A 19,098-nucleotide genomic window follows, 5' to 3' on the forward strand; every position below is an offset into this window, starting at 1 on the left:
TACGTTTGCGGGACCCACACCTGGAGGAACGTTTGCACACCTGGCCCGGCAATCCGTACCCCCTCGGGGCGACCTACGACGGCAGCGGCACGAACTTCGCCCTGTTCAGCGAGGTCGCGGACCGCGTGGAACTCTGCCTCTTCGACGACGCGGGGAACGAGGAGTGCGTCGACCTGGTCGAGGTGGACGCGCACGTCTGGCACGCCTACCTGCCGAACGTGGCGCCCGGGCAGGAGTACGGCTTCCGCGTGCACGCCCCGTACGACCCGGAGAACGGCCTGCGCGGCAACCCGCACAAGCTGCTCCTCGACCCGTACGCCAAGGCGACGAGCGGTGAGATCGACTGGGACCAGGCACTGTTCTCGTACACGTTCGGCGACCCGGACTCGACGGACGACCAGGACTCGGCCCCGCACATGATGAAGGGCGTGGTGATTAACCCGTTCTTCGACTGGCAGGGCGACCGGTCACCCGGCATCCCCTACGGCGAGACGGTGATCTACGAGGCCCACGTGAAGGGCCTCACCGAGACCCACCCCGACGTCCCCGAGGAGCAGCGCGGCACGTACGCCGGCGTCGCGCACCCGTCGGTCATCGAGCACCTCAAGCGCCTGGGCGTCACGACGCTCGAGCTCATGCCCGTGCACCAGTTCGTCAACGACTCCACGCTGCAGGAGAAGGGGCTGTCGAACTACTGGGGCTACAACACCATCGGGTTCTTCGCCCCGCACTCGCACTACTCGTCCTCCGGCGACCGGGGACAGCAGGTGCAGGAGTTCAAGGCGATGGTCCGCGAGCTGCACCGCGCGGGCATCGAGGTCGTCCTCGACGTGGTCTACAACCACACCGCGGAGGGGAACCACCTCGGGCCGACCCTGTCGTTCCGGGGCATCGACAACGCCGCGTACTACCGCCTGGTCGAGGACGACAAGCGGTACTACAACGACACCACCGGCACGGGCAACTCGCTCAACGTCGGGCACCCGCACTCGCTGCAGCTCATCATGGACTCGCTCCGGTACTGGGTGACCGAGATGCACGTCGACGGCTTCCGCTTCGACCTCGCGGCTGCCCTGGCCCGTGAGTTCTACGAGGTCGACCGGCTCGCCGCGTTCTTCGAACTGGTGCAGCAGGACCCGATCGTGTCGCAGGTCAAGCTCATCGCGGAGCCGTGGGACGTCGGCCCCGGCGGCTACCAGGTCGGCAACTTCCCGCCCCAGTGGTCCGAGTGGAACGGCAAGTACCGCGACACCGTCCGCGACTTCTGGCGCGGCGAGCCGTCGACGCTCGGCGAGTTCGCGTCGCGCATCTCCGGCTCGGCGGACCTCTACGAGCACGACGGCCGCACGCCCAAGGCGAGCATCAACTTCATCACCGCACACGACGGCTTCACGCTGTACGACCTCGTCGCCTACAACGAGAAGCACAACGAGGCCAACGGCGAGGACGGCAACGACGGCGAGAGCCACAACCGCTCGTGGAACTCCGGTGTCGAGGGGCCGACGGACGACCCCGAGGTGGCGGCGCTCCGCCTGCAGCGTCGGCGGAACTTCCTCGCGACACTGCTGCTCAGCCAGGGCGTGCCGATGATCGCCCACGGCGACGAGCTCGGGCGGACCCAGCACGGCAACAACAACGTCTACGCCCAGGACTCCGCCATCAGCTGGATCGACTGGGAGCACGCCGACGACGACCTCGTGCAGTTCACGGCCGACGTCGTGAAGCTGCGCCACGACCACCCGACCTTCCGGCGCACCCGCTACTTCAACGGCCGTCCGGTCCGCCGCGGCGAGGGCGAGCCGCTGCCCGACGTGGTGTGGCTGACCCCCTCGGGCGACGCGATGGACCCCGAGGACTGGGACTCCGGCTTCGGCAAGAGCGTCGGCATGTACCTGAACGGCGACGGCATCCGCGGGCGGGACCGCTGGGGTGAGCGGGTGACCGACGTGGCCTTCCTGACGTACTACAACGCGCACGACGACGTCGTGACCTTCACCCTGCCGCCGGAGGAGTACTCCCCCGGCTGGACCGTGCGCATCGACACGGCCGACCCGGGTGCCCGCGAGACGGTCCTCGACGCGGGGACCCCGCTCGACGTCCCCGCGCGCTCGATGATCGTGCTCCGTGCGGAGCCCGACCACGAGGTCCGGAGCGTGCCGCTCGACGAATCGGCCGGAGCGCCGCAGTCCACGCCCACGAACCCGGCCGGGGCACCCGCCGCGTCGGCCACCGACCAGACCGGCGCGGGCGCAGCCGGCGCCGGCACCGCCGCGTCCCCGGACGAGCCCGACCAGCACGACCAGACCGACCAGCCCGACCAGCACGACGAACCCGACACCACAGGAGCCACCAGGTGACCGCACGCCGCGTCCCCACGTCCACCTACCGTCTGCAGGTCACCGCGGACTTCGACCTCACGACGGCGCAGGGCGTGGTCGACCACATCCGCGACCTCGGCGCGGACTGGGTCTACCTGTCGCCCGTGCTGCAGGCCGAGCCCGGCTCGCAGCACGGCTACGACGTCGTCGACCACACCCACGTCGACACCGAGCGGGGCGGGGACGACGCGTTCCGCGCCCTGGCCGAGGCCGCGCACGCCGCCGGGCTCGGGGTGCTCGTCGACGTCGTCCCGAACCACGTCGGCGTCGCGACGCCCGAGGCGAACCCCTGGTGGTGGTCGCTGCTCGAGTCCGGGCAGGGCTCCGCCGTGGCGAGGGCATTCGACGTCGACTGGGAGGCCGGCGACGGACGCATCCGCGTCCCGGTCCTCGACGACCGGTTGCTCGACGCGGTGGAACTGCGCGACGGCAGGCTGTTCGTGGGCGAGACCGCCTACCCGACCGCACCCGGCACCGTGCAGGACGGCGACGACGTCGAGACGGTGCACGCCCGGCAGCACTACGAGTTCGTGCACTGGAAGCGCGCCGACCACGAGCTGAACTACCGCCGGTTCTTCGCGGTGAACACGCTCGCGGCGATCCGCGTCGAGGAGCCCGAGGTCTTCGCCGCGTCGCACGCCGCGATCGGCGCCTGGTTCCGCGACGGACTCGTCGACGGCCTCCGCATCGACCACCCGGACGGCCTGTACGACCCCGCCGGGTACCTGCAGGACCTGCACGAGCTGACCGGCGGTGCCTACACCCTGGTCGAGAAGATCCTCGAGCCCGGCGAGCAGCTGCCGTCGTCGTGGCCCGTCGACGGCACCACCGGCTACGACGCGCTGGCCCTGGTCGACCGGGTGCTCGTCGACCCGGCGGGCGAGGACGCCCTGACCGCGGCGTCCGGTGCGGAGCCCGCCGACTGGCAGCAGCTGACGCACGACACCCGCCGCGGCATCGCCGACGGCATCCTCGGCAGCGAGGTCGCCCGCCTGGCGCGCCTGCTCGCCCCCGAGGTCCCCGACCTGCCGCAGGACCGGGTCGTCGACGCGGTCGCCGAGGTCGTGGCGTCCTTCGAGGTCTACCGCACGTACCTGCCCGAGGGCGTCCACCACCTCATCGACGCGCTCGAGCGAGCCGCCGAGTCGCGTCCGGACCTCGACGACGTGATCGACCGGATCGCGCCCGCCCTGGTCGACCCCGGCCACGCCGCGGCGGTCCGACTGCAGCAGACCTCCGGCATGGTGATGGCCAAGGGCGTCGAGGACACCGCCTACTACCGGACCTCGCGCCTGACCACCCTGAGCGAGGTGGGCGCCGACCCGAGCCTGTTCGCGGTGTCGGTCGAGGACTTCCACCAGGCGCAGCGCGACCGTCAGGGCAGCTGGCCGCACACCATGACCACGCTGACCACGCACGACACCAAGCGCAGCGAGGACACCCGCGCCCGCATCAGCGTGCTCGCGGAGCTCGGGTCCGAGTGGACCGCGGCCCTCGCGCGCCTGCAGTCCCTCGCCCCCCTCGACGACGCCGTGTTCGCCGACCTGCTCTGGCAGGCGATCGTCGGCGCCCGTCCCGCCAGCCGTGAGCGGCTGCACGCCTACGCCGAGAAGGCGTCGCGCGAGGCGGGCGACAGCACGACCTGGACGGAGCCGGACGAGGCCTTCGAGGAGCAGATGCACGCGCTCGTCGACGCCGCGTTCGACGACCCCGAGGTCGTCGCCGTCCTCGACGAGCTCGACCGCACGGTCGACGCGGCGGGCTGGTCCAACGGCCTGACGCAGAAGCTCGTGCAGCTCACCATGCCCGGCGTCCCCGACGTCTACCAGGGCACCGAGGCGTGGGACCGCTCGCTCGTCGACCCCGACAACCGTCGTCCGGTCGACCACGCCGAGCTCCGGCACGTGCTCGCCACGCTCGACGGACCCGACGACGACGGCCCCGAGCGGCTGCCTGCGGTCGGGCCGGACGGCGCCGCGAAGCTCCTCGTCGTCAGCCGTGCCCTGCGGCTGCGTCGCGACCACCCGGAGCTCTTCACCCGCTACCTCGGGCTCGAGGCCACGGGCGTCGCAGCCGACCACGTCCTCGCGTTCGACCGCGGCGGTGCCGTCACGGTCGCGACCCGGCTGCCCGTCGGCCTGGAGCGCGTGGGCGGGTGGGCCGACACCCTCGTCCACCCCGTCCCGCTCGACCGCGTCGACCTGCTCACCGGCCGCCGCTTCCCCGCGTCGCGCGGCATCGCCCTCGCCGACCTGCTCGCCGACCTCCCGGTGGCGCTGCTCGTGCCGGCCGAGGTCGCGGACAGCACGACCCCGGGCGACGCCGTCGCCGCATCAGCCCCCGCGTCCACCGGCGCAGGCACCACCACCGCCTCCGGCGCCGGTCCCGACGGTGCCACCGTCTCCGACCAGCAGGCCGAGATCGAGATCCTGGAGGGTCACGCATGAGCGTTCCCGCCCGCTACGCCGTCTGGGCGCCGAACCCGGAGCGCGTGCGCCTGGTCGTCGACGGCACCGAGTACGCAATGACCCGCGGCGACGACGACTGGTGGTCGACCGACGAGGTCGCCCCGGTGGTCGGCGCCCGGTACGGCTTCCGCATCGACGACGACGAGGACGTCCGACCGGACCCCCGCAGCCGGTACCAGCCCGACGGCGTGCACGGTCCGTCCGAGGTGGTCGACCCCGAGCGCTTCGCCTGGACCGACGACGCCTGGACCGGTCGGCCCGTCCGTGGTGGCGTGATCTACGAGATGCACATCGGCACCTACACGCCCGAGGGCACGCTCGACGCGGCCGCCGCGAAGCTCGACCACCTGGTCGAGCTCGGGGTGGAGTTCGTCGAGCTGCTCCCGGTCAACGCCGTCAACGGCGAGTGGAACTGGGGCTACGACGGGGTGGGCTGGTTCGCCGTGCACCACCCGTACGGCGGCCCGGACGCCTACGACCGGTTCGTCGACACCGCGCACGCGCTCGGCCTCGGCGTCATCCAGGACGTCGTGTACAACCACCTCGGGCCCGCTGGCAACTACCTGCCCCTCTACGGGCCGTACCTGCTGCAGGGGCTCGGCAACACCTGGGGGGACTCGGTCAACGTCGAGCTGCCCGAGGTCCGCCGGTACGTCCTCGACAACGTCCGGATGTGGTTCCGCGACCACCACGTCGACGGTCTGCGGCTCGACGCCGTGCACGCCATCCGCGACACCACCCGGCCGCACGTGCTGCAGGACATGGCGTCGGAGACCGAGGCGTACTCGGAGTTCGTCGGCCGTCCGCTGTCCCTGATCGCGGAGTCGGACCTCAACGACCCGGTGATGTTCCGTCCGCAGGAGGCCGCGGGCTACGGCCTGACCGGCCAGTGGTCCGACGACTTCCACCACGCCGTGCACGTGGCGCTGACCGGCGAGACGAACGGCTACTACGCCGACTTCGCCCCGCTGTCGGCCCTCGCGAAGGTCCTCGAGCACGGGTTCTTCCACGACGGCACCTGGTCGTCGTTCCGCGGGAAGCGGCACGGCCGGCCGATCGACCGCGGCACCTCACCGGTGACGGCGCTCGTGGTGGCGAACCAGAACCACGACCAGATCGGCAACCGTGCCGCCGGCGACCGGCTCGCCGCAACGCTCGACGACGAGTCGCTCGTCATCGCGGCCGCCCTGACGCTGCTCGGCCCCTTCACGCCGATGCTGTTCATGGGCGAGGAGTTCGCGGCGTCGACCCCGTGGCAGTTCTTCACCTCGCACCCGGAGAAGGCGCTCGGCGAGGCCACCGCGAAGGGTCGCATCGCCGAGTTCGCCGAGCACGGATGGGACGAGTCCGCCGTGCCGGACCCGCAGGACCCGACCACGTTCACGAACTCGAAGCTCGACTGGGCGGACGTGACCTCGGAGCGGGGTGCGACGATCCTCCGGGCCTACCGGGTCCTCGTCGCCCTCCGTCGGACCGAGCAGGCGTTCGTCGACCACCGCTACGAGGCGAACGCCGTGCACTTCGACGAGGACGATCGCTGGCTCGTGCTCACCCGCGGTCTGCTCGGACCGGACGGGGCGCCCGTGCACGTCGTGGTGAACCTCGCCGACGACGCCGCCGAAGTACCGGTGCCGGACTCGACGGGCGAGGAGCTCTACCGCTTCGGCGAGGCGTCGGTCGAGGCCGGCGTGGTGCGGTTCGCGTCCCGCGGCGTGGTCGTCGTGCGCTGACACCGACCGGACCGCTTCGGGACGGACGACGAGACCCCCGCGGGCTTCCCACGGGGGTCTCGTCGTCGTGAAGGGTTCGCGCTCAGGCGGCGGTGTCGACGACCGCGTGCGCGTTCTTCCGCACCGACGGCAGCCGGCGGTGGTCCTTGACCAGGGAGCGGAGCTCGCGGATGCGGCGGTCGATGCCCCACTTCGTGACGAGGGTCAGGCTCTCGCGGACGATGTTGCCGCTCATCTTCGAGACACCGAACTCACGCTCGGTGAAGGTGATCGGGGTCTCCACGACGCGCAGTCCGGCCTCGAGGGCACGCCAGCACAGGTCGACCTGGAAGCAGTAGCCCTTCGAGGCGACACCGGCGAGGTCGATCCGTTCGAAGGCCGAGGAGGTGAACACCCGGAAGCCGCCGGTCGCGTCGCGGACCGCGATGCCGAGCGCCATCCGCGTGTAGAGGTTGCCGCCGCGGGAGAGCATCTCGCGGTACCACGGCCAGTTCTCGACCTGGCCACCCTTGATCCAGCGTGACCCGAGCACGAGGTCGTTCGACTCGGCGAGATCGAGCATCCGCGGCAGGTACTCCGGGTGGTGCGAACCGTCCGCGTCCATCTCGACGAGCCGGTCGTAGCCGTGTTCCAGGCCCCACGCGAAGCCGGAGAGGTACGCACCGCCGAGACCGTCCTTCACCGTGCGGTGCATGACGTGGACGCGGCCGCTGTCGCGGGCGATCGCGTCGGCGATGTCACCGGTGCCGTCGGGCGAGTTGTCGTCGACGACCAGGACGTGGACGCTGTCGTCCGTCGCGGCGAGGGTGCGCGCGACGATCGGACGGACGTTCTCCGCCTCGTCGTAGGTCGGGATGATGACCAGTGCCGTGCTCATGGTGCTCCTTGCGCTTCGGGTCGAATGTATCGGGTCGCTCCTGCGTCACTCCGACGAGAGGTCTGCGAACACGATCAGGTTGTCGGTGTAGTGCCCCGTCGCGGTGTCGAACGTGCCGTCGCACGTGATGAGGCGGAGTTGCGGGGTGGGTGCGCTGCCGTAGACGTCGCTCGTGGGGAACGCCGACTTGGCGGCGCGCTCGGAACGCTCGACGGTGAAGGTGCGGGTGGTGCCGTCGGACATGCCGACGTGGATCTGGTCGCCGGCGACGAGCTCGTCGAGGCGGTAGAACACCGCGGCGCTCGTCGGGCTGTCGACGTGACCGGCGATGACGGCGGGACCGACCTGCCCGGGCACGATCCCGTCGGCGAACCAGCCCGCGCTGTCCCAGTCCTTCGGGGGGTCGAGCTCGCCGGCGGCACCGCGACCGAGGTCCTCGAGTCCGGACGACACCCCGATCGCCGGGATCTCGACGCGCACCGGTGTCGCGGTCGACCGCGCTGCGGGGGCGGCCGGGTCCTGAAAGCCGGAGGTGTCGTCCGTCCCGGACCCGTTCGCGGCTGCGCCCGGATCGGTGGACGCCGAGGCGCTGCTGCGGGCGACCGGGGCCTCCGCGGGGCCGGAGCCGGTGGTCGCCACGGCCACGCCGGCGATCCCGCCGCCGACGAGCACCGCGGCGACGACCCCGGCCAGCACGACACCGCGGCGTCCGGGCCGGCGGGTTCCGGGTCGGCGCGTGCCGCGCGGCGACGGCGCCGCTGCACGACGCCCGCTCACGAGGCGCCTCCCGCGTCCGTCGCGCATCCGCCGAGGACGTCCGAGGTCAGCATCGTCGCCCCGAGCGCCGCCCAGGCGTCGCCGTAGTACGTCGGCGTGGTCGCCGCGGTGCGGTCCATCCGTCGGAGGTCCGCCGTCGCAGCGGACGTCGACCCGGCCGCGTGCTCCGCCGCCGCCCGGGCCGCGTAGGCCAGGCCGCTCGTGTCACCGGTGACGGCGGTGCCGCCGAGGTCGAGCTGTGCCGCGAGCTGCGTGGTCCGCCGGAGCGTCGGTGCGATCGACCCGGCGAGGGCACGGTCGTCCGCCGAGCACGCCTCGGCGTACCGCAGCGGCAGCCGCATGGCCTCCCAGCCGTAGACGACGCTCCCCTGGTCGCCGGTCGCGGGCATCGCGTCCACGGTGCCGTCGGCGTGCACCTGCGACCAGTCGCTCGGCAGGTCGCTGCCCTCGAGCACCGCTGCGGTCGCGGCGGTGGAGCCCTCCTCGAGCGCCGTCCAGCGACGGTCCCCGGTCGCGCGCTCGAGGATGCGGAAGGCCGCCGGCGACGCGTACGAGGCGTTGTACCGGTACGGCTCGGTGTCGGCCCAGGGGCCGGGCAGCAGGATCGTGCCGAGGTCGGTCTGCGCGGTCTCGTGGTCGAGGATCGCGGCAGCCATCGTCGTGCCGGCCGTGGTCAGGCGCTCGTCCCTCCAGTGCTCCCCCGCGAGCACGAGGGCACGCGCGGCGTCGAGGTCGGCGTCGCTCGCGGACTGCTCGTCGGCGACGCCGTCGTCCGGCGTCCAGCGCCACGCGAGCAGCCCGTCGTCCGTGAGGAGGTGCCGCTGCGTCCACGACCAGATCCGGTCGAAGGTCTCGCGGTCGTCGTTCGCGTAGGCGATGAGCAAGCCGTACGCCTGCCCCTCGCTGACGGTGTCGCCGCCCTGGTCCGTGCGGACGACGCGGCCGCCCTGCACGTAGTCGTCGAGGAAGTCCGTGCGGAGCTGCGCCGCACTGCGGTCGACGTCGGGCGCGGGCGACGAGGTGGCGCTCGACGTCCCGCGGGCCTGCGGGGCGGCGTCGTTCCACGGACGCACGGCGACGAGTGCGACACCGACCGCGACGACGAGCGCCGCCGCGGCGGTGACGGGGATCCAGGTCCTGCGGGTCATACGGGCTGCACCTTCCTGGGTGGTCGGGGAGGTCGGACGGGAGGCGCGGAGCACGTGCGCGGATCGGCGGCGGTGATCCGCGCCTCCCGGACGGCCGCTGCTGGTCGCGGGACCGGCAGCGGCCCGCCCGTCAGTGGAACAGCGAGCGGAACGCCTTGACGACGGCGTGCGTGAACTCGGTGAAGGGGCGGTCGGCGGCTGCGCCGCCACCGCCGGTCTGGACGCCGCCGGCCGGGGTGGCCGCGGTGGCGGCCGCGTCGGTGACGGGCACGACCGTCAGGTCGCCCTTGCTGTCGTCGAGGACGAAGAGCGTCGAGACGGTGTTGCCCGCGAGGTCGACGTCCGCCGTGCCGCGCTGGCCGCTGCCCGAGACGTCGAGCTGCCACTTGCCGGCGTCGACGGTGGCGTACTTCGTCGCGGTGCCGAAGGCGGCGTCCTCGGCGATGGCGGTGCCCTCGGAGGTGCTCACGTCGACCTCCTTCGCGGTGGTCGCCGCCTGCACGAGGCGGAGCTTGGCCTTGCCGTCGCCGGGCTGCTGCAGGTCGTCGGTGAACGCCGTCGTCTTGAGGTCGTCGTTCTTGCCGTAGGCGACGACCGTGTTCGCGTCGCCCTGCTGGACCGTCACGTCGGTCGAGATCACCGGGGTGGAGTCGGGGGCGTCGGCGGCGCGCATCGAGAGGACGTAGGTGCCGACCGGGAGCTCCTGGTACGGGCTGACCTGGCCGTAGGTGACGTCGTCGAGCTCGAAGACCTTCTTGCCGCCGGACAGGCTGGTCAGCTCGACGTCGACGCCCTTCGTGTCCGGCGAGAGGTGGCCGACGCGGAGCCAGCCCTCGTCACCCGCGGTGGCTGCCGTGGCGGTCTGCGGGGTGGCGAGGCCGACGGTCGCGGCGACGAGCGCTGCTGCGATCCCGCCGACGACGACCGGGCGGCGGACGGTGCGGCGGGCGGCGGTGCCCGTCGTGCTGCGTGCGGAGGTGCGTGCGTTCATCGTGGTGCTCCTTCGGGTCGGGTGCTGCTGGCTGGTGCTGGTCGTGGTGCTGGTGCTGCTGGTCGTCGTGCTGGTGCTGCCGGTGCTGCCGGCGTCGGTCCTGGTCGTGCTGCTGCTGCCGGTCGGGCCCACCCGTCGAGCGGGCGGAACCGGTGCGGGATCGCGCCCCGCGCCTTCCGTTCCGTCCGCTCGCGGCGGTGGAGCCGGGGACGGACCCGGGTCGGCCCGGTGAGCGGGCGGAACCGGTGCGGGGTCGCGCCCCGCGCCTTCCGGTTCCGCCCACTCGCGGCGGGCGGGTCGGGTCAGGACGCGCTCGTCGGTGTCGTCGTGGGGTCGGTCGGCGCGTACGTCACGACGACGCGCTCCCCGTCCCGCTCGACGTCGGCCGGGCGGAGTCCGCCGCTCATGGCCTGGAACGTGGCCGCCGCCCGCTCGGCTTCCGCCCGGTCGCCGGCTTGGAGCACCAGGCGACGGAACGGCTGACCGGTCTCGCCGGTGAGCGGCGTGAAGCGGGACACCTCGACGGACTGGTCGGCGAGCACCTGCCCGAGGGCGAGCACCGCCCGCGAGTCGACCTGGCCGGCGCGGAACTGCGACTTCGTGCCGGCGTCCGCGTCGAGGGCCGGGTTGGCGGCGAGCTCGGTGCCGATCGTCTTCCGCCCGTTCGTCGCGGTCGTGATCGCCTCGTTCGCGGCGGCCTCCCCCTCGGCGTGGATGCGGCGGACGTCGACCTGCTGGTCGCCGGTGCCGAAGGTCGCGACGCTCGTCGAGTTCTGGATGGCCAGCGACACGTCCCGCGAGGAGTTCCCGCCGGTGCGCATCGAGTCCGTCGTGATGACGTAGTCCGAGTCCTTCCACCCGTTCGGCGACTGGCGCTGGACGGCGGCGTCGGTGTCGAGCTTGTAGTACCAGATCACGTTGTTGCGGTTGTACCCGTCCCGGACCAGGTCGACCCACATGGCGTCGTCCACGAGGAGCCGCGAGGACTTCGGGACGTTGTCACCGACCCACGTCTCCGCCTGCTGCATCGGCAGGTCGAGGTTCCCGAGGAGGAACCCGCGCAGCTGCGTGCCCCAGAGCGGCACCGCCACGACGACGGCCGCTGCGGTGACGACGGCCCACGTGGCCCCGAGGCCGCGTCGAGCGGCACCGCGGACGCGGGTCCGGGCGTTCGAGCGCGTCCGGCCGACGAGGGCGAGGACCGCACGCTCGGCGGTGTACGCGACGAGCAGTGCCGCGAACGGCACGAGCATGATCACGTACGGCACCGGGAGGTACCCGTTCGGGCGGAACATCATCGCGAGCAGGAACACGAGCATCGCGGCGATCGGGCGGACCCGGCGCAGGAAGAGCCCGACGACCGCGGCGACCGACCCGAGGACGATGAACACCGGGTCGAGCGCCCACCACTGCGCGGCGGCCTGGTTCGCGAGGCTCCCGCCGTCGAAGATCGACCCCGACGCGGTGCGGGAACCGAGCTGGTACGTGATGCCCTCGAGCAGGCTGACCCGGCCGGCGCCCGGCAGGAGCTCGCCCTTGACCGCGGCGAGCAGCAGGTAGCCACCGCCGATGACCGTGAGGACGGCACCGGCGACGCTCAGCGTGTAGCGACGGGTGCTCTTGTCGGCCCGACGCACCGCGATCCAGATCAGGAACGGCAGCGCGAGCAGGTAGGTCTCCTTCGAGAGCACCGCGATGCCGAGGCACGCGGCCGCACCGGCGAACCCGGCCAGCTGCTGGCGCCGGCTGAGGACGAGGACGAACGCGGCGAGGAGCCACGGCGTCGCGACGTTGTCGATGTAGACCGTGCGGTGGTACTGCAGGGCCAGCGGCGACAGGGCGAACACGAGACCAGCGGCCGCGGCGGTCGCACGGCCAGCGCCCAGTCGACGGGCGAGCACGAACAGCAGGATGCTCGACACCGCGGCGAAGAAGACCATCGCCTCGCGTGCGGCCTCGACGGCGAACGGGTAGCGCGCGAACGCCCCCGTCACCGAGGTGTAGGCCGCGATCTGGATCCAGCCGAGCGGCGGGTGGTCGTACCAGTACGTGTAGTGCGTGATCTCGCCGAGGTTCGTGATCGCCCACGCCTGGGCGGTGTACGTGCCCTCGTCGTCGATGCGCTGCGGCGTGCCGGACATGTTCCAGAGCTGCACCACCACCGTCACGGCGAGCACGGGGAGCAGCCAGCCGAGGCTCGCCGCGTGGACGCGGAACCAGCCGCGGACGCCGGAGAACGACTCCGCGCCACGCACCGGGATCCCGGTGGTGTGGGTGATGCTGGCGGTCATCGGGCACCTCCTGCGGACGAACCGGCGAGCTCACGCTGCTGCGTGTCGGTGTCGGTGGTGACGGCGTTCGCGAAGCCGACGACCTCGGGCGTCGCGGAGGCCGTGCGGTGCTGGCCGGTGTGCTCGGTCTTCTCCCAGCCGTTCTGCCCCTTGACGTGGCGGACGACGGCACGGACGGCCGCTGCGGCGAGGAACACCTGGTACGGCACCAGGCCGAGGACGAGCTTCACGTAGTCGCGGATGCGGACCTTCTCCTTGTAGATGCGGCCGAACTCGTTGAGTCCGACGACCTCGACGGCGAGGAGCATGAGCGTCGGCGCCACCGGGATGAACGAGATGAGGGCGACCGGGGTCGGCACCTTGACGAACAGGATCATCAGGACGCTGAGCGGGATCAGCAGACCGGTCGCGGCCTGGATGAAGGGCATCGTCAGCATGTAGCGGGCGAAGAAGCGCTGGCGGAACGAGGGCAGCTTCTTCCACTCCCCCTTGCCGAGCACCTGCAGGAAGCCCTGGTTCCAGCGGGTCCGCTGCTTGAGCAGGGACGCGAACGTGGGCGGGGTCTCCTCGCGGGTGACCGCCTCGGGGCTGTACGCCACGACGACCTTCGCGCCGTCGGCGGAGAGCCGGACACCGAGCTCGCAGTCCTCGGCCAGGCAGTGTGCGTCCCAGCCGTCCGACCACTCGAGCCGTTCCTTCGTCACGAAGACGGTGTTGCCGCCGAGCGGGATGAACTTCGACCCGGCGTGGAAGTGCAGGCGCGAACGGAACCAGAAGTAGTACTCGAGCACGTTGCGCAGCGACCACCAGCTCGACTTGAAGTTCATGAGCTGCACGCCGCCCTGCACGACGTCGGCGTCGGTCTCCTGGAAGCGGGAGTCGACGAGCGACAGCAGCTTCGGGTAGACCTCGTCCTCGGCGTCGAACACGCCCACGATGTCGCCCGTCGCGTACTGCAGCGCGAGGTTCATCGCCTTCGGCTTGTTCTTCGGCGCGGTGTCGTCCACCACGACCTTGATCAGCTCGGGGTGCCGGGCCGCGGCGGCGCGCACGACGGCGTCGGTCTCCGGGTCGTCCTCGCCGACGATCGCGATGATCTCGTAGTCCGGGTGGTCCTGGCGCGCGAGCATGTCGAGCGTCTCGCCCATCACGTCCTGCTCGTGCCGACCGGGCACGAGGAGCGTGAAGCGGTGTGCGGCCGGACGCGGCGTCTGGCTGAAGCTCGTCGACTTGAGGGCGTCGCGCGAGCGCCAGGCGTGCAGCATCCACCACAGCGTCGTCAGCGCGATCACGGTGAGCAGCACGGAGACGGCGATGAGCGCGGAGTAGCCGATCCACTCGCCCAGCGACCAGGCGACGTGCGGGGCCTGCCCCGAGCCTCCCGTCGGGACGTCCGTGGTGCCCCGGTTCGGGACGTTCCCGGACGGGCCCGTCCCCTCGTTCGGCTGCAGCAGCGGCCCGGCGGCCGTCAGCAGCGTGGCGGAGATGGTCATGCGGCGTGCTCCTTCGCGTGAGCGTCTGTGGAACGGAAGACGAGGGCCTTGTACGCGGCGAACCGGAAGACGGTGCCGAGGACGAGACCCACCCCGTTGCCGGCGACGTTGTCGGCGAGGGTGGAGGTGAAGCCGAGGACGTAGTGCGAGACGAACAGGCAGGCCGCGGCGATGCCGAGGCCGATGACGTTCGTGGCCGCGAAGAGGAGCCCCTCGCGGAGGGTCTCGCGCCGGCCGGTCTGCCGCTGGGAGCGGAACGTGATGGACCGGTTGGCGAGCCAGGCGATCGCGGTCGCGACGACGGCGGAGACGATCTTCGCGGCGATCGGACCGTCGGGCAGGACGGTCGCGCGCAGCAGGTTGTAGACGCCGAGGTCGATGAGGAAGCAGACGGCACCGATGGTGCCGAAGGAGGCGAGTTGCTTCGCCGTGGCGAGGAGCCGCGGGACGAGGGCCGGCCGCACGGCAGGTGCCGTGAGGGTGCCGGTCGCCGCTGGGTGGGCGGACGACGCGACGGGGGTCGGCACCGAGCCTGTGCCGGGGGGCACCAGAACGGGGGTGTCGGTTCGGGTCATGCCCCCTCTTCGGGGGCACGTGGGGAGACGGTTTGGTCGGGGTACAGGGTCTGCCAGGAGGCTGCCAGGCCCGCGACACGTGCCGTTCACCTGTGAACATCTGTCAACGTTTCGGCTGATCAGCGGCAGGTCGACCGTCCGTCCGGACGGTCCGTGGGGCTGGTGACGAACGGACGGGAGGCGCGGTGCCAGCTGGCACCGCGCCTCCCGTCCGCCTGGTGGTCGCGTGTTACGCGGGACGCCGCTCCGGGCTCGCCGTCTTGCTCGCGTCGCGCTCGGGGATGTCCCCCAGCGCGTCGTCGATCGCGGCGAGCGCGTCGGCGTCGAGCGTGACGCCCGCGGCCTTGACGTTGTCCGTGACCTGCTCGGGTCGCGACGCCCCGACGATCGCGGAGGCCACGTTCGGGTTCTGCAGCGTCCACGCGATCGCGAGCTGTGCGAGCGTCAGGCCGGCCTGGTCGGCGACGGGCTGCAGGCGCTGGACGGCCTCGAGGACCTCGTCGCGCATGAACCGCTTGATCATGTCCGCGCCGCCCTTCTCGTCCGTGGCGCGCGAGCCCTCGGGTGCCGGCTGGCCCGGCTTGTACTTGCCGGTGAGGACTCCCTGCGCGATCGGCGACCAGACGATCTGGCTGAGGCCGAGCTGCTTCGAGGCGGGGACGACCTCACCCTCGATGACGCGCCACAGCATCGAGTACTGCGGCTGGTTCGAGATGAGCTGGAAGCCGAGCTCCTTCGCGAGGGCGGCACCCGCGCGGATCTGCTCGGCGTTCCACTCGCTGACGCCGATGTACAGCGCCTTGCCCTGCCGGACGACGTCGGCGAAGGCCTGCATCGTCTCCTCGAGGGGCGTCTCGTGGTCGTAGCGGTGCGCCTGGTAGAGGTCGACGTAGTCGGTCTGCAGGCGCTCGAGCGACCCGTCGATCGACTCCGTGATGTGCTTCCGGCTGAGGCCGACGTCGTTGTGGCCCTTCGGACCGGTCGGCCAGTAGACCTTCGTGAAGATCTCGAGCGACTGGCGGCGCTCGGCCTTGAGCGCCTCGCCGAGGACGGTCTCGGCGGCGGTGTTGGCGTACGTGTCGGCGGTGTCGAACGTGGTGATGCCCGCGTCGAGCGCTGCCCGCACGCACTGGGTGGCGACGTCGTTCTCGACCTGCGAGCCGTGCGTCAGCCAGTTGCCGTAGGTGATCTCGGAGATCTTGAGTCCGGAGTTGCCCAGGTACCTGAATTCCATGGGTCCGACGCTAGTCCTGCGCGGGGCGGGGTGAGGGGGCGTGGGAGTACCTGGGTGGGGGTGGGGTGCGGGGTGAGGTGGGGCGCGCAGGCACCCCTGTCCGGGCGGCGAGCGGGCGGGCCCGGAGTCCGCTCCCCGGACGCGCGAGCGGGCTGGACCGGCGCCCCGCGTCCGCCGAGCCGAGCACGTTCCGCCCGCCCGGCAAGCCCCCCCGCACACCATCCCCACCCACACCCCGCCTCCAGCCGTTCCACGGCGCTCCGACCGGCCGGCCGGTCCCTGCACACAGCGCCCCGACCGACCGCCCTCCACAGCAGCGGCCGACACCCACCACCGACGATCCCGGTTCCGGCACCGTGTCTCCATGGACTTCGCAGCAGGCTTCCCCGCCCCGCTCCGCGGACGCCCCTTCCGCGTCCGCGAGGCGCTCCAGCGCGGCGTCTCCGCCGCTCGCCTCCGTTCGCGGCACTTGTTCCGCCCCTTCCACGGCACCCGGTGCTGGATCCCGCCGGTCAGCCACGTGGAGCGTGCACTGGCCGTCGCACCCCGCCTCCGACCAGACCAGGCGTTCAGTCACACGACGGCAGCTCATCTGCTCGGGATCCCGCTGCCACGACGCCTCGAACGCGACCGGCGCATCCACGTCACCACGATCGGCACGGACCAGGCCATCCGCGTCCGCGGGACGGTCGGACACCGGAGCCAGCGCGGCCGAGCGTCGGTCGTGCACTCCGGCACGACGCGGATCGTCGATCCCGCGAACACCTTCGTCATGCTCGCGCGGGTGCTCACGGTCGACGAACTCGTCGTGGCCGGTGATGCACTCGTCGGCTGGCTCAACTGGTGCACGCCGGACGAGCTGACTGCCGCGGTCCGTCGGCACCGCGGCGCTCGGGGCATCCGGCGGGCTCGCGCTGCTCTCGCGGAGATCCGCCCCGGATCGAGGAGCCCCGGCGAGACGCGGCTGCGCCTGTCGCTCGTCCGTCGCGGACTCCCGCAACCGGCGCTGAACCACGACGTCGTCGTCGACGGGCGCTGGGTCGCGTGCGTGGACCTCGCCTACCCCTCTGCCCGCGTCGCCATCGAGTACGAGAGCGATCTCCACCGCACGGACCCACGCACGTTCCGGAAGGACCTGACGCGTGGCGAGGACCTCAAGGACGCCGACTGGTGGCTCGTCCGCGCGACGTCAGACGACGTCGGTCACGCCGCCGACCGGTTCGCCGACCGCGTCCGTCGACTCCTTGCATCGGGAAGGGACGGGAGGCACGACACCCGTCACAGACGACCCCTGCAGACGATCTCGTGAATTTTGGTTGACGCTTCAACCAAACAGGTGCAGAATGGGTTACGATCTGATCGATGCAGGCGCATGTAGTTGCCGCCTGCTCGGGAACCGCAGACCACCGCCTCGTAAGGAGTCACCATGACGCTCAACGCCTCCGCCATCCCCGGCTACCAGACCGGCACCTGGAAGATCGACCCGACCCACTCCGAGGTCACCTTCTCGGTCCGCCACCTCGCCATCAGCAAGGTCAAGGGCTCCTTCGAGCGCTTCGACGCGACCCTCGTCACGGCCGAGAACCCCCTCGACACCTCCCTCGAGGCCTCGATCGACGTCGCGAGCATCAACACGAACCAGGCGCAGCGCGACCAGCACCTCGCCACCGGTGACTTCTTCCTCACCGAGGAGCACCCGCAGATGACCTTCAAGTCGACCGGCATCCGCGAGGACGGCGACGACATGCTCATCGACGGCGAGCTCTCGCTCCGTGGCGTCACCAAGAACGTCACCCTGAAGACCGAGTTCGGCGGCGTCACCACCGACGGCTACGGCCAGGTCAAGCTCGGCGCCGAGGCGACGACGAAGATCGACCGCACCGAGTTCGGCGTGAACTGGAACGCGGCGCTCGAGGCCGGTGGCTTCACGCTCGGCAACGACGTGACCATCAACCTCGACGTGCAGTTCGTCCTCCAGGCGGCCTGAACCACCGAGTAGCTCGAACCGCGGTCGAGCGGCGCTCCAGCGCTGCATCGACCGCGGGACACCGAACGAACGCTCTGCAGTACCCGGCGGACGGCCCGGCTCCTCCCCCACGGAGCCGGGCCGTTCGGCGTTCCACGGGTGCCCACGCGGGGCTCACTCGTGTGTCCCTGCACGGATCCCGCCCGCTGCCGGGAACACTCCGGGAGCTCGTCACGAGCGCGGACGCCCGGCCCGAGCGGGATCGTCGTCGCACGCCGAGCGGGCGGATCGCGCGCCCCTGACTCGCGCGAATGCGCACGGACCGCCCGCCCGCTCGCCCGGAGCCCGCTCCGCTCCCCCGCTCCCGCTCGCGCGGACGCCGAGACGCCGAGACGCCGAGACGCCGAGACGCCGACCATCCCCCACCACTGCCAGCCCGGCCCCTCCACGTCCCCGAGCGGGCGTAGCGTGTCGTCCAGCCCGAGCGCGAGCGCGGGAATCGCCCGTCCGCGAGGGCAGTTGCACCCGGCACCCGTCCCGACGAAGAGGAGCACCACCATGGCCACCGACTGGATCGCACTGCAGTCGCTCGCCGCCGAGGAGTTCGGCCGCCGCATCGTCGCCGTGACCGACTGGGATGCACCCACTCCTGACTCGGAGTGGACGACCCGCCACCTCGTCACGCACGTCATCGACGAGCAGCGGTGGATCCCGAAGCTCCTGACCGGCTGCGACTACGCCCAGGCCGAAGCAGACCTCGAACCGATCGGCCGCGATCTCGCCGGCGAGTGGGCGAAGTTCGCGGCGGCAGCCTCCGACGCCTGGCGGAATGCGCCCGCTGACACCCCCGTGCACCTGAGCACGGACGTCGTCCGCGCCGACCAGTACCTCACCGAGCAGACGAGCGACATCACGATCCACACCTGGGACCTCGCGCGCGCGACCGGCACGGACGAGGCCCTGCCGGACGAGCTCGTCCGCGCCGTGTGGGAGTACTTCGAACCGCAGATCGAGGACCTCGCGGCGACCGGGCTCTACGCGGCCCCGGTCGAGGTGGACGCGGACGCACCGCTCCTCGTCCGCCTGCTCGCCGTCACAGGCCGCGATGCCAAGGTGAACGCATGACCGCAGAAGAAGCCCGCTCGACACCAGCGGGCGGAAACGCACCTC

The 19,098-nt window shown here is 71.8% G+C and carries 14 protein-coding genes; 6 read left to right on the forward strand and 8 right to left on the reverse strand.

The genetic code is table 11. The features are described 5' to 3' along the window. Positions 1-32 precede the first annotated feature (32 nt). From glgX to treZ, 3 genes are read left to right on the forward strand one after another with little or no spacing between them, the layout of a single operon-like run. The gene (gene glgX / locus Cus16_RS05115; protein ID WP_083263720.1) at positions 33-2,357 is read left to right on the forward strand and encodes a glycogen debranching protein GlgX; all 2,325 of its coding nucleotides are present in this window, start codon (positions 33-35) and stop codon (positions 2,355-2,357) included. Further along, positions 2,354-4,825, forward strand: a complete 2,472-nt coding sequence (gene treY, locus Cus16_RS05120) for a malto-oligosyltrehalose synthase (RefSeq protein ID WP_069711574.1) — start codon at positions 2,354-2,356, stop codon at positions 4,823-4,825. Before glgX ends, treY begins: the two co-directional genes overlap by 4 nt. Next, positions 4,822-6,576, forward strand: coding sequence for a malto-oligosyltrehalose trehalohydrolase (gene treZ / locus Cus16_RS05125; RefSeq protein ID WP_069711575.1), 1,755 nt, complete (start codon positions 4,822-4,824; stop codon positions 6,574-6,576). Before treY ends, treZ begins: the two co-directional genes overlap by 4 nt. 82 nt (positions 6,577-6,658) lie before the next feature. Here the strand turns inward: treZ and Cus16_RS05130 are convergent, their stop codons facing one another. The 8 genes from Cus16_RS05130 to Cus16_RS05170 all read right to left on the reverse strand — a co-directional run bounded on the left by Cus16_RS05130 (position 6,659) and on the right by Cus16_RS05170 (position 15,962). Continuing rightward, entirely contained in the window at positions 6,659-7,453 is a 795-nt protein-coding gene (locus tag Cus16_RS05130; RefSeq protein WP_069711576.1) for a polyprenol monophosphomannose synthase, read from the reverse strand. Positions 7,454-7,498: 45 nt separating this feature from the next. Then, positions 7,499-8,230: a class F sortase gene (locus tag Cus16_RS05135; RefSeq protein WP_189319532.1), complete on the reverse strand. Its 732-nt coding sequence runs from the start codon at positions 8,228-8,230 to the stop codon at positions 7,499-7,501. Next, on the reverse strand, positions 8,227-9,378 hold the full coding sequence (locus Cus16_RS05140) for a glycosyl hydrolase family 8 (RefSeq protein WP_069711578.1): 1,152 nt from the start codon (positions 9,376-9,378) through the stop codon (positions 8,227-8,229). Before Cus16_RS05140 ends, Cus16_RS05135 begins: the two co-directional genes overlap by 4 nt. Positions 9,379-9,508: 130 nt before the next feature. Further along, on the reverse strand, positions 9,509-10,369 hold the full coding sequence (locus Cus16_RS05145) for a DUF4397 domain-containing protein (protein ID WP_069711579.1): 861 nt from the start codon (positions 10,367-10,369) through the stop codon (positions 9,509-9,511). Between the two features lie 302 nt (positions 10,370-10,671). Then, positions 10,672-12,660, reverse strand: coding sequence for an ArnT family glycosyltransferase (locus Cus16_RS05155; RefSeq protein WP_069711581.1), 1,989 nt, complete (start codon positions 12,658-12,660; stop codon positions 10,672-10,674). Continuing rightward, on the reverse strand, positions 12,657-14,153 hold the full coding sequence (locus Cus16_RS05160) for a glycosyltransferase (protein WP_069711582.1): 1,497 nt from the start codon (positions 14,151-14,153) through the stop codon (positions 12,657-12,659). The genes Cus16_RS05155 and Cus16_RS05160 overlap by 4 nt, the downstream gene beginning before the upstream one ends. After that, positions 14,150-14,701 carry a GtrA family protein gene (locus Cus16_RS05165; protein WP_223246530.1) on the reverse strand — a complete coding sequence of 184 codons (552 nt, stop codon included), beginning with the start codon at positions 14,699-14,701 and terminating at the stop codon, positions 14,150-14,152. The genes Cus16_RS05160 and Cus16_RS05165 overlap by 4 nt, the downstream gene beginning before the upstream one ends. Before the next feature lie 256 nt (positions 14,702-14,957). Then, complete coding sequence (locus Cus16_RS05170) at positions 14,958-15,962, reverse strand: aldo/keto reductase family protein (RefSeq protein WP_069711583.1); 1,005 nt, start codon at positions 15,960-15,962, stop codon at positions 14,958-14,960. Between the two features lie 364 nt (positions 15,963-16,326). Here Cus16_RS05170 and Cus16_RS05175 point away from each other — a divergent pair, with 364 nt between their 5' ends. The 3 genes from Cus16_RS05175 to Cus16_RS05185 all read left to right on the forward strand — a co-directional run bounded on the left by Cus16_RS05175 (position 16,327) and on the right by Cus16_RS05185 (position 19,053). After that, positions 16,327-17,271: a hypothetical protein gene (locus Cus16_RS05175; protein ID WP_069711584.1), complete on the forward strand. Its 945-nt coding sequence runs from the start codon at positions 16,327-16,329 to the stop codon at positions 17,269-17,271. A gap of 117 nt (positions 17,272-17,388) precedes the next feature. Then, positions 17,389-17,949, forward strand: coding sequence for a YceI family protein (locus tag Cus16_RS05180; protein ID WP_069711585.1), 561 nt, complete (start codon positions 17,389-17,391; stop codon positions 17,947-17,949). Between the two features lie 537 nt (positions 17,950-18,486). After that, complete coding sequence (locus tag Cus16_RS05185) at positions 18,487-19,053, forward strand: TIGR03086 family metal-binding protein (RefSeq protein WP_069711586.1); 567 nt, start codon at positions 18,487-18,489, stop codon at positions 19,051-19,053. Positions 19,054-19,098: the final 45 nt, after the last annotated feature.

This window comes from Curtobacterium sp. ER1/6, assembly GCF_001742745.1.
Taxonomy (GTDB): domain Bacteria; phylum Actinomycetota; class Actinomycetes; order Actinomycetales; family Microbacteriaceae; genus Curtobacterium; species Curtobacterium citri.